The sequence below is a fragment of the Terriglobus roseus genome (assembly GCF_900102185.1).
GTDB lineage: Bacteria > Acidobacteriota > Terriglobia > Terriglobales > Acidobacteriaceae > Terriglobus > Terriglobus roseus_A.
On the sequence record NZ_LT629690.1, the window covers coordinates 1907923 to 1922495 of the forward strand.

The following is a 14573-nucleotide window of genomic DNA, read 5'->3' on the forward strand; positions in this document are numbered from 1 at the left end:
TTCGTTCTGGATGGCGCACACGCCGGACACGCAGTAAGTCTCGTGTAACCGATGCGGAGGTGGCGAAATTGGCAGACGCACTAGCTTGAGGTGCTAGCGGGTAATTCCATACGGGTTCAAGTCCCGTCTTCCGCACCACTCCACACTTTTCTAGAAAGAACAGCCTGAACGGCAACACACCTGATGACCTTCCTCGTAGCATTCCTCATTGTTCTTCATGTGATCGTTTGTCTGTTCCTGATTGGTGTTGTCCTTATTCAGCAGGGCAAGAGCGCCGATCTGGCAGGAGCTTTCGGCGGAGCCGGATCACAGACAGCCTTTGGTCCGCGCGGCGCAGCAAACTTGCTGACACGCCTTACCACCTGGTCCGCAGTTCTGTTCATGCTCACGTCGATCAGCCTGACGATTCTGATGTCGCGCACCAACGATCGTTCGGTACTCTCCGGCATCAAGACACAGCAAACCACACCGAAGAAGTAATCTCGGAACGTACTGATTTTTGGAAGGGTGTGGGCGCTGCCTACACCCTTTTCTCATTGCCCAGGAGGACTTCATGCAGCGCGAAACCTTCCCCGTCGCCCCACTTGGCTGCAACTGCTCCATTCTTTTCGATTCCGTGACGTCGGACGCCACGGTCGTTGATCCGGGCTCAGACATCCTGCGCATCGTCGGCTTCCTCGCCGCCCGCAATCTCAAGCTGCGTCAGATTGTTGTCACACACGGCCATTTGGATCACATTGCCGGAGCAAAGCTTCTGTCAGAGCAAACCGGAGCACCGGTCGTCTTCCATCCTGCGGACATCTTCCAGCTTTCGTGGATGGAACAGCAGGCCGCATGGATGGGTGTTCCCGTCCCCAAAACAGGACCGCCTGACATAGAAGCACTCGAGGGCATGAAGCTGCAGGTCGGCTCCGAAACCGGAGAGGTTCTTCACACTCCGGGCCATACGGAAGGCAGCATCTCGCTCTACTTTCCGCAGAGCAGCCTGCTGCTGGCTGGCGATACCCTCTTCCGCGAAGGTATCGGTAGAACAGATCTACCAGGCGGCGACGACAAACAGATCATCACTTCTATTCGCGAAAAGCTGCTTCCGCTGCCAGAGAAGACTCGTGTCATCGCGGGACATGGTTCCGAGACAACCATTGAACATGAGGCTGTGCGAAACCCGTTCCTTCGATAATTCAGCTACTTAACGGCGTTTTCAAAAGTAATGCTTGACGAGAATCGTGCCCTGTTTATTAGGTTGATTCCTTACGGTTGAGGCAAAAACTTGCGATTGCCAAAGCCGTAAAGGCGGAGCTTCACAGTACCGAGCGCCTCATGCCAACGGAATTGAATACGTTTCTGCCATCCGTACTCGACTGGCCACAATGATGCGTGGGTACGCCACGAGAAGGCCAATGGGCCCTTATAGCGCTCAAGGATGAGTGCCGTTCGGGGCAGATGATACGCGGAGCTGATCACCTCCGCGGAATTCCATCCCTTTTGCTGCATGATCGCGCGGCTATACCAAATGTTCTGGATCGTGTCCTGCGCCTTGTCTTCTTCAATCACTGCAGTCGCAGGAACACCCTCGCGTTCTGCCAGATCCGCCATCACCTTTGCTTCGACAAAGTGATTATGGGCTGGGCCCCCCGTCATGATGATGTTTGGAGCCACACCGGCGCGGTACTCTCGCACGGCTTCTTCCACCCGTTCCCGCATCTCCGGATCGGGCGATCCATCAGCCTGTGCAGGATGTCCCAGGACGATCAACGTATCGAAGTGGTTTGCGTCGGTATTGTGACTGGAAATCGTCTCGTATGAGACGGTCGGCACAAGGAAATACAGAAGAGCGGCACAGACGACAATGCCCAGAAGCCAAAGAGAAAGGCGGCGCATAGGCCAACCCTAGCACGCCGCCCTTCTCTATTGATTTTCTTTTCTCTTACCGGCGTGACTTCTTCGCAGGCGCCTTCTTTGCGGGCTTTGCCACGACCTTCTTGGCTGGTGCCGCCTTCTTCACAGCTTTAACCGGCACGGCCTTTTTCACTACCTTGGCCGGTGCCTTCTTTACTGCTACGACTTTCTTAGCGACCGCCTTGACCGGCTTTGCTGCTACAACCTTCTTGACTGGTTTAGCAGGAGCCTTCTTCACCGGGGCTGCTTTCTTCACGGGCTTAGCAGCAACTTTCTTCACGGGCTTAGCAGCAACCGTCTTTGCAACGACCTTAGCAGGCGCTTTCTTTGCCGGAGCAACCGGCTTGGCAGCTACCTTCTTCGCAGGAATGGCAGCTTTGACCGGTGCCGGTGCTTTGGCCGGAGGAACCGCCTTCTTCGCAGGAGCAGCGGGCTTCGCGGCCACTACAGGCTTCGCTGCTGGAGCCGTCTTGGCAGGTGCCGCTGCGGGAGATTTCTTCTCCGCAACGACCTTCGCTGCCTTCTTATCTTTTGCTGCCTTCGTCGGAAGCGGAGCCACTTTTTCAATCGGCTCTTCTTCGGTTGGCTCAGGACCACGGTCTGGGCCGGTGAGGTCTCCCTCTTCCGTCAGTCCGGTCTCGAGGCCAGCCAATTCTTCTTCGGCAGCAACGGTAAGAGGCATACCTTCGAAGTCGGAACCATCGATATCGAGTTCCGCAGCCTTCTTCTTGCCACGTCCCTTGGGTTCCTTGCGCGCACGAGCGCGGCGCAGGTTTGGCGGCGGCGGGGGCGCCGGAGGAGAATACGGCTCAAGGAACGCCTTCATCTCTTCCGGAGTCGCAAGTCGCCCATCCATCAGCTCAAAGAACAGCTTATCCAGGAGTTCGTTGTACCCCGGCAGATCCGGAGTGATACGCATCTCCGTCAGCAACTGATACGGGATACGCTGCCGCGCATTCGGAGATTCCGTCAGGAAGGTCTTCAGACGTGCCTGCACTGGAGCGCTCTTGCTGCTGAAGTATGTAGCAAGAACCAGATCCGGTTCAGTCGCGTGAAGTAACTTCCAGGCAGCGGACGGTGTGGCGGCCTCTTTTGCGCTGAGTTTCGCCGCGAAATCCTTCACACGCGCATCCAGAGCCTCAATCTCACGGACAAATCCCTGCCGTGCGACCAGTTTCTTCAGCGAAGCAACGTCCCCAGAGGACATCTTGCCCGTTACAAGCGGGAAGGCGATGGCGGCAATGTGGCCCAGAACGCCCTGAATCTGCAACTCACCCTGACGGGTATACAAGTCTGAGAGCGAGGTGGTGTTTACCTTCGCCGATTGCAATGCTGGGAACAGGTGCTGCATCCAGCCTTCGGTTTCCAGAGCACGAAGCACGCGGACTGGGTCTTCCTCGTGGAAGATCTCTTCCAGCTCGTATCCCTTATTCCAGGCACTCAGAGCAGAGATGTAACCCTCTTCCTTGGCGGTTTCGTACCGCTGGCGGGTTTTCTCTTCCAACTGCCACCCCAGACGCGACATCAGCCGGGCAGCGCGGATCAGCCGCGAAGGCTCCTCAATGAAGCCATAGTTGCTGACCAGGCGCAGTTCGCGGTTCTCGATGTCCGCAACGCCGTTCAGCGGATCCATCAAGAGGCCGTAGGACCCCTCATTCAGAGAGATCGCCATTGCATTGGCGGTAAAGTCGCGGCCACGGAGATCGTCGATGAGACTTCCCGGCTCGTATTTCGGCTTCCCCGGCTTCGGCCACGAAACGGCAACGGCCGAGCTGAGTTCCAGCCGGACACCACCGGAATAGGTCAGGAAAAGCTGATGTGCGGGTGCATTCTCACCCACAATCTCGAATCCAGCGGCCCCTAAGCCTTTTCGTATCTTGGACAGATCGCCCTGAATGGTCAGGTCGAGGTCTCGGACAGAAGCGCCCGCCGTCAGATCGCGGACTGCGCCGCCCGTGAGGAAAATCGTAGCGTCGCTCTCGCGGGCAATCGTGCGGAGTGCACCAACGGCCTTCTGCTGCGCGTGCGAAAGGCGGTTTTCCAGCAGATAGATATAATCAGCCATGTACCGTTCCAGTCTCCAAAGCGCCGGTCCAAAGTGGCCTGCGCGTTGCCGGTAAACAGCGCCAATTCAGCATGTTAGGCGGCGCTGAAAAGCTCAGCACAAAATCTGAGTGTAGCATGCTGCTGTCGCCCTGAATACCCCTCTGCACACATTTTGTTGCGGGCAGAACGCTATAACGCCACAATAGCTTCGACCAGCCATAATCAACAGGCGGAGTCCAAACGGGAGAGCAATGGCGGGATCGCAGAAAAAGGTTGTTCTTCGCCGCTTCTCGCCAGGTCTGTTATGGGGCTATCTACCCACCAGCGGCTTCGCCCATGCCGGCTTTCTGGATTTGCTGGACCTCAGCGGCAGGATTCAGAGCATCCCTCTATCCGACGTAAAGTATGCCGCCTTCGTGCGCGACTTCAACACGAACGACACCTCTGCCCCGGAACGACTGCTACGTAAGACATTTCTGGCGCGCCCGCGAACTGAAGGCCTCTGGCTGCGGCTAACCCTCCGTGATGGTGACCGGATGGAAGGCATGGCTTCTTTAGATCTCACCCTTGCCGATGGTTGGGTCGAGGACATGGGTGTTCAGCTTGTGCCACCCGACATCCGTGGGAATACACAGCGGCTTTACGTTCCCCGCGCGGCCATCGACCAGATGGAGGTTCTTGCGGTTGTCACCAGCCCGTCGAAGCGGAAGACCTCCACTCCGATGCCGTCGGAGGAAACGCAGCAACCAGACCTATTCAGCATGCCGCTACCGCCTGACTCGCGCACCCACTAGCGAGTACGATGGACGGCATGAAGCTAGGGGAAATTGCGCAACGGTTGGGTGCCGAACTGGTAGGTGGCAACGGCGATACAGAGATTACAGGAGTCGCCGGGATTGAACACGCTGGCGTTTCGGAAATCACGTTTATCGCCAATCCGAAATACGCCGCGCAGGCAAAGACAACCAACGCCGCCGCCATCCTGGTAGAGCCAGATTTCCCCGCGCTGGACGGCACGGCTACGCTCCGCATCAAGAACTGCTACAGGGCCTTCGCCCAGACGATCACGTTCTTCTATCACGCACCAAAGTACGCGCCGGGTGTTCATCCCACTGCGGTAGTTGATCCGTCGGCAAAGATCGGAACCGACGCCCATATCGGCGCTTATGTTGTGATTGGCCCTGACGTGACGATTGGCTTGGGAGCCGTCGTTCTACCCCACTCTGTCATTTACGCTGGCGCCACCATCGGCGACCGTTTCTTCGCCCATGCCCACGCAGTAGTGCGGGAATTCTGCCGTCTGGGCGATGACGTTGTCCTTCAGAACGGGGCAGTTATCGGCGCCGACGGATTCGGTTACGCTCGTGAAACGGCGGGCGGATGGACCAAGATCGTGCAATCCGGTGCTGCCGTTCTAGGCGACCGCGTCGAAGTGCAGGCGAACGCATGCGTTGATCGGGCCAGCATCGGCGAAACGCGCATTGGCGACGGTAGCAAGATCGACAACTTGGTACAGGTGGGCCACGGCTCCACCGTGGGACAGGACACATTGCTCTGCGCCCAGGTTGGCCTTGCGGGCTCAACCGAAGTGGGTAGCCGGGTCATCCTTGCCGGGCAGGTCGGCGTCGCCGGACATTGCAAGGTAGGCGATGGCGCAGTGGCCACGGCGCAAAGCGGCATTCCCAGCGATGTGGCTGCAAACAGCGTCGTCAGCGGCTACCCGGCCATGGACAACAAGCTCTGGCTGCGTTCGGTAGCAGCCTTTGCCCGCCTGCCGGAGATGGTGCGGGAACTGCGTTCCTTGCGTAAGGAACGATCCGAATAAATACCGGCGGGTGACTATGCCATGCCTCCCCGCATCAGACCTGTTGAGCGCATGGACGAGCAAAGCACAACAGCAACCGAGATCCCGACGACAACAAACGCAGACGGCGGACCGCGTGTCCGGGTTTTACTGCTGGACGATGACCCGGCCAACCTGTTGCTGCGTGCGGCAATCCTGCGGCAGAACGGGTACGACGTGCTTTCCGCAGGCACCATCGAGGAGGCAAACGCCTACCTTGAGCAGACGGACATTGCGGTTCTTGACTATCACCTGGGCCACGGAAAATTTGGTACCGCGGTCGCTGCAAAGCTCCGTCAACGCCGCCCTGAAGTTCCCATCATCATCCTCTCGGCCACGTTGGAGCGCCGTTTCGGTGGTGTAGAGGATATGCATCTTCTGAAGGGCCACAGTTCCGCGGAAGACTTGCTTTCTGCCTTACGCGGCCTTGAGGCTAAACGCCGCGGTGCGCCAGTGGTAGTGAATGCACGCGAGTTCTATTACAGCCGCATTGCCATGGCGATTGGGGTGGATGTTCTGGTGCAGATTCTGGATCCCGAAGGCACATGGCACTACGTAAACGAAAGCGCGGCGGCGTACCTTGAGAAGCCCCGCGAATGGTTCCCGGGACGCAACATGTTCGCGGAGATGAGCGATATTCTCCGCGACTGGCGCGATGTTCTGCACGCCGTCTCCACCACACGCGAAACATATATCGATCGCACACGCCGTGGCCTGCTGACGGAACCCCGCCCTGAGGAAGTGTCGGCTACGTGGTCGGTGCTGGCGTTCCCCATCATGCTGCACGATGGCGGCAGTGGCGTGGTGCTGAGCGCACGCATTCTGGAACGCAATGGTGGGACTCCTATCTTCGTCGCGTAACATTCGCGTCATCAACCTGCTAACCTCAACGTATGCGCCGTATCGCTGCAGCCTCGTTCGTCAGCGCCGTCTTTCTCACCGGCTGCCATTCGCATTACATCCAGACCACCATCACCAACCACTCTGGTGCAGACATCAACGTGGTGCAGGTGGAGTATCCCGGAGCCACCTTCGGGACGCAGCGCATTGCGAATGGGAATAGCTTCCATTACCGCTTCAAACTGCTGGGCACCGGCGATCTGAAGCTGACGTGGACAGATGCCTCCTACCAGGACCACACATTAAAGGGACCGCACCTGAACGAAGGCCAGGAAGGGACGCTTGTTATTGAGTTTCCTTCGCAGTCGCAGGTTACATTCCAGCCGGGCCTGAAACCGTGAACGATTCCCTTTCGCAAGAGCGCGGCTTTTTCATAACGTTTGAAGGTCCTGATGGTTCTGGCAAGACGACCCAGATTCGTCGCACTGCTGAATGGCTGCAGAAGCGTGGCATCGATCCGGTGTTGCTGCGACAGCCTGGTGGCACGCCGTTGGGTGAAAAGATTCGTGCCATCCTGCTCGATTCGCGCGCGCAGGATCCGGTATCGCCTCTTACAGAACTCGCGCTGATGTTTGGGGACCGCGCGCAGTCAATTCACGAGATCATCCTGCCTGCTCTGCGCGAAGGTCGCGTCATCCTCTGCGATCGCTATACCGATTCCAGTGAGGCGTATCAGGGTGCAGGGCGTGGCCTTGGCTCTGAGCGTGTTCTCGCCATACATCGCGCTATCTGCGACGATCTGCAGCCGAACCTTACCATTCTTCTGCTGCCAGATGTGGAGAAGGCGCTGGAGCGGGCGAGCCGACGCAATCAGCGGCACATCCAGCAAACAGGCACAGATGAAAACCGCTTTGAAGCGGAAGGCGAAGCGTTCTATCGTCGCGTTCACACTGCCTACGTAGACATTGCAAAGCGCGAACCCAAACGCGTTGCTCTCATCGGCCCCGGCACAGGTGATGATGGCATCGAAGCCATCGCATCAAGGATTCGCGAGATCATAACAACGCGTCTGGAAGAGCATCTGCGCATCGGTTCTCGCGTCTAACTGGCAATGGCCGACGGTATCGACTTTGAGAACAGCTACGTCTTTCGTCCAGCGCATACGCTGACGACAAAGACCGGCGAATGGCGCATCCCGCCAGGCCTTCGCAAAACGTTGCCCTTCTATCTGCATAAGCCATGGGCCCGTCTTGGTAAGCCCATTCTGCTGTTTGAGTACATGGCGCAGAACTGTGGCCCCATCTCGCATTACATGCTGTTTGGGAATCACGTCGTCTTTCTGAACGATCCCGCCGCCATTCGCGAAGTGCTGGTCAATCAGGCAAATAAGTTTGTGCGGGAACGCACCATCACCCGGTTGAAAATATTGCTCGGTGAAGGTCTTCTCACCAGCGATGATCCCATTCACAAACGCTCTCGGCGCATCGTTGCACCGGCATTTCATCGTCAGCGAATCCACGATTACGCAGATGAAATGGTGCGTTCGACGCAGCTGTGGCGCGACCGTTGGCATAACGGCGATGTAGTGGATATGAATGCGGAGATGATGACGCTGTCACTGGACATCGTCGCGCGCACGCTCTTCGCAACGGAAGTAGACGATGATATTCGCCAGATCAATGAACATAGCAATCGCATCATGGCGATCTATAACTACCTCGTCAGTTTTCCAAACGCAGAAGCGTTTCTGAAGTACAAAATTCCCGTTCCAGGATTGCGCAGGTTTGCAAAGTCGCGAGCAAAACTTGATGAGGTGGTGAATCGCATTATCCGCGAACGCAAAGCAGCCAATGCAGCCGACCCTGAACACGCCGACCGGCACGATCTGTTGAGCATGTTGCTGGCATCGCGAGATGAAGATGGCTCGGCACTCAGCGACGAACAGCTTCGTGATGAAGTGCTGACCATCTTCCTTGCAGGTTATGAGACCACAGCGAATGCTTTGTCATGGACCTGGTATCTGTTATCGACGCATCCAGAGCAGCAGCAAGCGATGTACGCAGAGATTCGTGAAGTTCTAGGCGATCGCACTGCGACACTGGACGACTACGCAAACCTGAAGTACACGCAAATGGTATTCGCGGAGGCCATGCGCCTCTATCCACCTGCGTGGGCAATGGGACGCAAATCGATTGAACCCATCGAAGTCGGCTCGTATCGTCTCCCGCCCGGAACGCACTTCTTCCTTTCGGCATATGTTTTGCACCGCGACGCCCGTTTCTATCCTGATCCATTGAAGTTCGACCCACTACGCCACACCGAAGAGGAGAAAGCAAAGCGCGATAAGTTTGAGTTCTTTCCTTTTGGCGGCGGTCCCCGACAGTGCATCGGCGAGGGATTCGCATGGTTGGAAGGCGTTCTTCTGCTCGCAAACATTTCACAGAAATGGCGGATGGAATGGATCGCAGGTCAGCCCGTGGATGTGGAGGAGAAAATCACGCTTCGGCCTAAGTACCCGCTACGTATGACCCTGCACGCGCGTTAGTATCCAAATCGAAAATCAGGCAAGAAATTACCATCGCAGAAACTCGGCGATGCGTAATAGATCGGTATGAACGTCCTCGCGCATCTTCGTGTCGCGGTTGTCGCTTTTGCCGCTCTGTTCGGCACATCGCAGCAGACACCCGAATCCTTCGATGTAGTCGTTATCCATCCAAATCACACCGGCGAACGCAACACGCAACTGGACCTGTCGCGTCCGGGGCAGTTTATTGCAGTGAATGCAACGGCTCGCACGCTGCTGCGTAATGCCTATGGCCTGTTGCCATTCCAGCTTGCTGGCGCGCCGAACTGGGACGATGAAGATGCATTCGACATCCGCGCCAAGATTGATTCCCCTGATGTGATCACGCAGGCTCGGTTCAAGATCCTGCTCCAGTCGCTCCTTGCAGATCGTTTTCATCTGAAATCGCATTGGGAGACACGCGAATCTCCCGTCTATGTGCTAACTCGGGACAAGGGTGAGCCCAAAGTTACGCCTCGCGGTGACACGCCGGGGCATGGTATGAACACGCGTAAGACAGCAACCAGCGTGAACATGAAAGGCGATGGTGTTCCCATGCAGGAGCTGTCGACTAACCTTGGAAATCAGTTGGGCCGCTATGTGATTGACCAGACGGATCTGAAGGGAAATTACGACTTCGTTCTCAACTGGAGTCCTGATCAAAACTCAGACACCAACCTACCTTCGCTTTTCACTGCAATACGCGAGCAGCTTGGATTGCGGCTCGAAGCGCAGAAAGGGCCAATGCCAGTGTTAGTGATCGATCACATTGAGAAGCCATCCGACAACTGATTCCGTGGCGAACGAATCTATGCTGTCGCTGAAGTCGAAAGAAATGTATCCATGCCAGCAGCAGATAGTGGTCTTGAAAAAAGATAACCCTGCCCGTACTCGCAACCCATCTCTCGAAGCAACTCTAGCTGCTCTGCCGTTTCAATCCCTTCTGCAATCACGTTGAGATGCAGCGCGTGTGCTAACGCAATAATTGATCGCACCAGTGCGGCCTTTTCGCGGCTGTCCATCATGTTCATTACGAAGGAGCGATCTACCTTGAGACCGTCAAAGGGGAATCGCTGTAAATAACTAAGCGAAGAGTAGCCGGTGCCAAAATCATCGAGATCGAGCAGAACGCCCGTACTCTTTAGCTCTTCCAGTATCTCGTTGGCGCGTTCCGTATCATCGATCAACACACCTTCCGTAACTTCCAGAGAGATGCGTTGTGGCGGTACACCATGTTTCTGAGTAAGTTCGCGCAACATCCTGCCGAGTCGCCTGTCTACCAGTTGAAGCGCCGAAAGATTGACTGCCATGGAGACTTCATCGTCCACCAATCCGTTATCACGCCATTGCGCCAACTGCTCAATAGAGCGCGTCAACACCAGGGTTCCCAGTTCAACGATCAAGTCGAATTGTTCCGCAATGCCAATGAATTCTTCCGCGGAGATCATGCCGAACTTCGGATGATGCCATCGCACTAGCGCTTCAAACCCAATGACCTTACGCGAAGGCAGATGGAGCTTGGGTTGGTAATAGACTTCCAGTTCCTCGTTGGAAATGGCATTGTGAAGTGCGGAAGAAAGCTCGAGCTGACGAAGCATCCCATGCCGCATGCTTTCTGAAAACACCAGCCTATTGCCGCCTCCGTGCAATTTCGCCTCGCCCAAGGCAATTTCCGCGCATTGCAGAAGGTCACTGGAGCTTTTGCAGGGATGAGACCGCATGGCAAGACCAATGCTGACGGAGAGTGAGATCCGTTTATCGTCCACTGCGATGGAACTTCCGAGGAGCGCACTCAACTCTTCTGCAACGCGAAGTGCCTCATGCTCATTTCGCTTTCCGCCAAGGACCATCGCAAATTCATCTGCTGAAAGGCGAGCAGCCATGCTGTCTGGATGCACGGATGCTCGTTTGGAAAGCCGCAGTCCGACCTCTCGCAGAACACTATCTCCCGCCCCTCTGCCAAGTCCGCTGTTCAACAGCTTGAACGAATCTAGATTGATCACATAGACCGCAAAATTTTCCTCTGCATGCGACCCAGATTCCATCAGGCGCTCCAAATGCTCCAGCAGATGGGTTCTGGTGGCCAGACCGGTTAAAGCATCTACGGTCTTGCGTTCCGTGATGTCCACCATTGCTCCAACCAGCCGTGTCGGTTCCCCTTCACTGTTTCTTACAGCAATGCTTCGGTTCGCAATCCACCGCCAACGACCATCCTTATGGATGACTCGATACTCGGCATAAAAGGAAAGGGCATCCGTCGCATACATATCAGCGATGGTGTTGACTCGCGGTCTATCTGCAGGATGGATCTTCTTCAGCCAATCTTCGATACGCACATAACAGTCAACCGCTTCTTCACCGACAATGGCTCGCGCACGACCCGACAGATACAACGAATCATTCACGCAATCCCAGTCCCATATGCCTTCAGTGGCAGCCTGGGTGGCGAGCTTAAAACGCTCATTCGCCTGCACGATTTCATCGCCGATGCGCGACAACCGCTCTGGGTAGAGACGATGCTCCATGATCAGGACGGTCAGGGCTGCGAACTGTTTAAGACAGTCGCGCTCACGCTCTGAAAAATCTTGGCGCGGCTTCTGATCAATGATGGAGAAGCCGCCAAGCATCATGCCGTCGCGTCCCACCAGCGGGGCGCTTGCGTAAAATCGGATGTTCGGCTCACCAGTCACAAACGGATTGGTTCGGAAGCATTCATTCTCCTGCGCATCGGGAACCACCAATGGTTCGTTTTCCAGAATCGAATACGCACAGAACGAGGTGTCACGCGGAGTCTCGCGAAAGTTGACTCCGACAGCTGATTTGAAGAATTGGCGATGCTCGTCAATCAGTGAAATCAATACGATGGGCACCTGGAAGAGTTCCGCCGCGAGCCGCGTCAGGTAGTCGAAACCAGGTTCTGGCTCACTATCCAGGACGCAATAACTCTTCAGAACGCGAAGGCGTTCAGCTTCGTTGTATGGAAGCGGCGCAGGAACCCAGTCATCTGTTGAAGCCATGCGGATCAGCCTCCCGGCGCCTTGCGAAACTCAAAACATCGCAGAATCAACAGAGCAGACTCGGTATGTATAGCACACAGCATAAGGCATCGCATGGAATGTTGGGCATTACGCAAACGAGAAGCTCAAAGTGCTTCCGTCTAACGAATTTTTCGTGACGCCGGTATGCTGGAAGAGATGTTCCGCTTTTCCGATTTCGTGGGCAACACCGCTACGGTAGTGCATCTTCGCCGCGCCATTGCGTCAGGACGGCTGCCGTCCTCCATCCTGTTAAGCGGCCCTGCAGGCAGCGGTAAGTACACTCTTTCACTCCTGCTAACGATGTCGCTGCTTTGTGAGAATCAGCCGCGCGAAGCGCATGCAGATGGTGACCTTGCTGACTTCTGCGGACATTGCCGCCACTGCACACGGATTGCAGAGGCAATGGACCTTCCAGCGCTGGTGGATGCTGCCGTTGCCGCGCGTGAAGAGATGCGTGAGACGGACAAGAAAGAGACACGCGTCCTGATTCAGACACATCCGGACGTGCTGATTCTTCCACCCGATCCGCCACAGCTTCTGGTAAAGCTCGGGCAAGTCCGCTCGCTCATCCACAGCATCTACAGTCTGCCCGGCGAAACGAAACATCGCGTTTATCTCTTCCCATCTGCGGCTTTCATGAAAGAAGCGGCAAACAGCCTTCTGAAGGTGCTTGAAGAGCCGCCGGCCTACGCGCATATCATCCTGATGGCCGAGCATCCCGGTGAACTTCTGCCCACCATTCGCAGTCGTTGCGCGCCGGTTCGCCTCGGAGCCTTGTCTGCTGTAGAGATTGAAGAACTGCTCGCGACGCAAAAGCCTGAAGTGAAGCCTGCACAACGCAACCTAATTGCACGGCTGGCACAGGGGGCAGCGGGCAAGGCACTCAGCTTTGATCTTGAAGGTTATCTGACAGCGCGCGCGGATGCGATGGTACTGCTGCGCTCTGCTGTTCTTGATGCAGAACACACTGACCTGTTCAAGACAACCGAGACCTATCGCGCCGGTGCAGACGGACAACAGAAAACGCAAGCCATGCTGGCTGCATTGGCGGGACTGCTGGAGGATCTGTTGTTGCTGCGCAGCGGTGTGCCAGATCGCATCCGTAACGTGGATATGCGTCGCGATCTCGACACGCTTGCTGATTCCGTCACCTTTGAATGGCTCGAGAACGCATTGCGTGGCATGGACCAAGTCATCAGCGGTATGCGTCGGAATCTGCTGCGGTCACTGTCGCTGGACGCTTTCGCAGAAGGCATGTCCAGCGGCCGCCGATAAGCTACTTGTCGATGACAAAGTGAAACACACGAGTTGGTCCATCCTCCGGTAGCAGATACAGGTCATTTCCTTTGACTGTCATGCCTTCCGCGCTATAAAGACGGCCACGATCCGTCGTTCCTGATGCAAGCGAACGCACCGGCTTCAGCGACGGCCATTCGTACCAATCCACTGCGCCCGTGGTCTTCGTCAAATTGCCGCCACCCACCAACATCCCGTTGAGAAACTTGATGTCCTGATACTGGTTCTGCGATGGCGTATCGATCACGCGAATCACCTTGCCATCCATGCCGATGACATAGAGCTTGCGGCTGCTCCAGTTGCCCGCAATGAGCGAGTCTTTTGTGACCGCAACACAACCGACGTGATCCGCAACGGAAATCCTTCGTTTGACCTTCAGCGTCTTCTTATCCAGTTCCAGCAGTGTTGCGCTGCTGTTGGGCTTGTACTCCGCAACTGGAACCCAGATGGAATTACCGCTGATGGAGAAACCACCGGGGTGATAGCGCTCGCCATCGCTCACGTCCACCTGCCGCTCAAACGCGCCAGTCTTCCGGTTGAACTGATGAAGATAGCCTTTGCGCGCGCTGGAATCCACGGATGTAATCCAGATGTGTTCCTTATCCAGGTCAATGCCCTGCACGTGAAACACCGTGCCTTGTAGCGTTTGCACGTCTGCCATACGTGCATGCTCAATACCCTGAACCTGCGCGGCTGCTGGAAGCGACAAGCCGAGAACCATCACCATTACTCGCAACATCATGCGATCAGCATAAGTGATTCGGTAAACTGTCATTGTGCAGGTCAGGCTGTCTTCGGACAGCTTGTTAAACGGGGAAGCTGGTGTGAATCCGGCGCTGTCCCGCAACGGTGATGGGAAACGATTTCCCAAAGTCCGACTACCGGCCTGCCGCCACCACCATGGAAGCGTTAAAGCGCTGACCGTGGGTGCGCTTGAGGCTACCGCTCTCGTGGATTGGAACGGTGACCAATGCCTGCTTCCGTGCGTTTACGCGCGTTGTTGCACGCCTGCGCATGGGTGGTTCCCTCGTAATTAGGAGAGAACCAA

The 14573-nt window shown here is 56.2% G+C and carries 15 protein-coding genes, 1 tRNA gene and 1 riboswitch; of the genes, 11 read left to right on the forward strand and 5 right to left on the reverse strand.

Going from position 1 to position 14573, the window contains the following annotated elements; all coding sequences use genetic code 11:
• The first annotated feature begins 53 nt into the window (after positions 1-53).
• From BLT38_RS08130 to BLT38_RS08140, 3 genes are all read left to right on the forward strand, one after another.
• A tRNA-Leu gene (locus tag BLT38_RS08130) sits at positions 54-138 on the forward strand.
• A gap of 45 nt (positions 139-183) precedes the next feature.
• A complete protein-coding gene (gene secG, locus BLT38_RS08135; protein WP_083344715.1) occupies positions 184-480 on the forward strand; it encodes a preprotein translocase subunit SecG in 297 nt (98 codons plus the stop codon).
• Positions 481-553: 73 nt separating this feature from the next.
• Positions 554-1180, forward strand: a complete 627-nt coding sequence (locus BLT38_RS08140; RefSeq protein WP_083344716.1) for an MBL fold metallo-hydrolase — start codon at positions 554-556, stop codon at positions 1178-1180.
• 71 nt (positions 1181-1251) lie between these two features.
• On the opposite strand, the gene BLT38_RS08145 is transcribed toward BLT38_RS08140, so the two are convergent.
• Both BLT38_RS08145 and BLT38_RS08150 read right to left on the reverse strand, forming a co-directional pair.
• On the reverse strand, positions 1252-1881 hold the full coding sequence (locus BLT38_RS08145) for a YdcF family protein (RefSeq protein WP_083344717.1): 630 nt from the start codon (positions 1879-1881) through the stop codon (positions 1252-1254).
• Between the two features lie 46 nt (positions 1882-1927).
• Entirely contained in the window at positions 1928-3964 is a 2037-nt protein-coding gene (locus BLT38_RS08150) for a CCA tRNA nucleotidyltransferase (protein WP_083344718.1), read from the reverse strand.
• A gap of 232 nt (positions 3965-4196) precedes the next feature.
• On the opposite strand from BLT38_RS08150, the gene BLT38_RS08155 reads away from it, so the two are divergent.
• From BLT38_RS08155 to BLT38_RS08185, 7 genes are all read left to right on the forward strand, one after another.
• A complete protein-coding gene (locus tag BLT38_RS08155) occupies positions 4197-4739 on the forward strand; it encodes a DUF6982 domain-containing protein (RefSeq protein ID WP_083344719.1) in 543 nt (180 codons plus the stop codon).
• A 17-nt stretch (positions 4740-4756) separates the two neighbouring features.
• Entirely contained in the window at positions 4757-5770 is a 1014-nt protein-coding gene (gene lpxD, locus BLT38_RS08160; RefSeq protein WP_083346994.1) for a UDP-3-O-(3-hydroxymyristoyl)glucosamine N-acyltransferase, read from the forward strand.
• A gap of 21 nt (positions 5771-5791) precedes the next feature.
• On the forward strand, positions 5792-6649 hold the full coding sequence (locus BLT38_RS08165) for a response regulator (protein ID WP_231966824.1): 858 nt from the start codon (positions 5792-5794) through the stop codon (positions 6647-6649).
• 32 nt (positions 6650-6681) lie between these two features.
• On the forward strand, positions 6682-7029 hold the full coding sequence (locus tag BLT38_RS08170) for a hypothetical protein (protein ID WP_083344721.1): 348 nt from the start codon (positions 6682-6684) through the stop codon (positions 7027-7029).
• The gene (gene tmk / locus BLT38_RS08175) at positions 7026-7733 is read left to right on the forward strand and encodes a dTMP kinase (protein ID WP_083344722.1); all 708 of its coding nucleotides are present in this window, start codon (positions 7026-7028) and stop codon (positions 7731-7733) included. The genes BLT38_RS08170 and tmk overlap by 4 nt, the downstream gene beginning before the upstream one ends.
• A 6-nt stretch (positions 7734-7739) precedes the next feature.
• Positions 7740-9173 (forward strand): cytochrome P450, encoded by a 1434-nt coding sequence (locus tag BLT38_RS08180; RefSeq protein ID WP_083344723.1) that lies wholly within the window; start codon positions 7740-7742, stop codon positions 9171-9173.
• Positions 9174-9239: 66 nt separating this feature from the next.
• Complete coding sequence (locus BLT38_RS08185; protein ID WP_083344724.1) at positions 9240-9983, forward strand: TIGR03435 family protein; 744 nt, start codon at positions 9240-9242, stop codon at positions 9981-9983.
• Positions 9984-10000: 17 nt separating this feature from the next.
• Here BLT38_RS08185 and BLT38_RS08190 read toward each other — a convergent pair whose 3' ends face one another.
• Complete coding sequence (locus BLT38_RS08190) at positions 10001-12208, reverse strand: EAL domain-containing protein (RefSeq protein WP_083344725.1); 2208 nt, start codon at positions 12206-12208, stop codon at positions 10001-10003.
• Positions 12209-12385: 177 nt separating this feature from the next.
• Between BLT38_RS08190 and BLT38_RS08195 the strand changes: the two genes are divergently transcribed.
• On the forward strand, positions 12386-13504 hold the full coding sequence (locus BLT38_RS08195) for an ATP-binding protein (RefSeq protein WP_231966825.1): 1119 nt from the start codon (positions 12386-12388) through the stop codon (positions 13502-13504).
• Position 13505: 1 nt separating this feature from the next.
• Here the strand turns inward: BLT38_RS08195 and BLT38_RS08200 are convergent, their stop codons facing one another.
• Together BLT38_RS08200 and BLT38_RS20480 are read right to left on the reverse strand one after the other, a co-directional pair.
• Positions 13506-14300, reverse strand: a complete 795-nt coding sequence (locus BLT38_RS08200; protein ID WP_156785054.1) for a DUF6454 family protein — start codon at positions 14298-14300, stop codon at positions 13506-13508.
• A riboswitch (cobalamin riboswitch) is annotated at positions 14289-14430 on the forward strand. Its footprint overlaps the gene before it by 12 nt.
• A complete protein-coding gene (locus BLT38_RS20480; RefSeq protein ID WP_156785055.1) occupies positions 14404-14541 on the reverse strand; it encodes a hypothetical protein in 138 nt (45 codons plus the stop codon). (Overlaps the previous riboswitch by 27 nt.)
• Positions 14542-14573: the final 32 nt, after the last annotated feature.

Coding starts and splice junctions, on each gene's coding strand:
- BLT38_RS08190 (WP_083344725.1), bottom strand. CDS start 12,208: ATGGCTTCAACAGATGACTGGGTTCCTGCGCCGCTTCCATACAACGAA.
- BLT38_RS20480 (WP_156785055.1), bottom strand. CDS start 14,541: ATGCGCAGGCGTGCAACAACGCGCGTAAACGCACGGAAGCAGGCATTG.
- BLT38_RS08150 (WP_083344718.1), bottom strand. CDS start 3,964: ATGGCTGATTATATCTATCTGCTGGAAAACCGCCTTTCGCACGCGCAG.
- BLT38_RS08200 (WP_156785054.1), bottom strand. CDS start 14,300: ATGACAGTTTACCGAATCACTTATGCTGATCGCATGATGTTGCGAGTA.
- BLT38_RS08185 (WP_083344724.1), top strand. CDS start 9,240: ATGAACGTCCTCGCGCATCTTCGTGTCGCGGTTGTCGCTTTTGCCGCT.
- lpxD (WP_083346994.1), top strand. CDS start 4,757: ATGAAGCTAGGGGAAATTGCGCAACGGTTGGGTGCCGAACTGGTAGGT.
- BLT38_RS08165 (WP_231966824.1), top strand. CDS start 5,792: ATGCCTCCCCGCATCAGACCTGTTGAGCGCATGGACGAGCAAAGCACA.
- BLT38_RS08140 (WP_083344716.1), top strand. CDS start 554: ATGCAGCGCGAAACCTTCCCCGTCGCCCCACTTGGCTGCAACTGCTCC.
- BLT38_RS08170 (WP_083344721.1), top strand. CDS start 6,682: ATGCGCCGTATCGCTGCAGCCTCGTTCGTCAGCGCCGTCTTTCTCACC.
- BLT38_RS08180 (WP_083344723.1), top strand. CDS start 7,740: ATGGCCGACGGTATCGACTTTGAGAACAGCTACGTCTTTCGTCCAGCG.
- secG (WP_083344715.1), top strand. CDS start 184: ATGACCTTCCTCGTAGCATTCCTCATTGTTCTTCATGTGATCGTTTGT.
- BLT38_RS08155 (WP_083344719.1), top strand. CDS start 4,197: ATGGCGGGATCGCAGAAAAAGGTTGTTCTTCGCCGCTTCTCGCCAGGT.
- BLT38_RS08195 (WP_231966825.1), top strand. CDS start 12,386: ATGTTCCGCTTTTCCGATTTCGTGGGCAACACCGCTACGGTAGTGCAT.
- BLT38_RS08145 (WP_083344717.1), bottom strand. CDS start 1,881: ATGCGCCGCCTTTCTCTTTGGCTTCTGGGCATTGTCGTCTGTGCCGCT.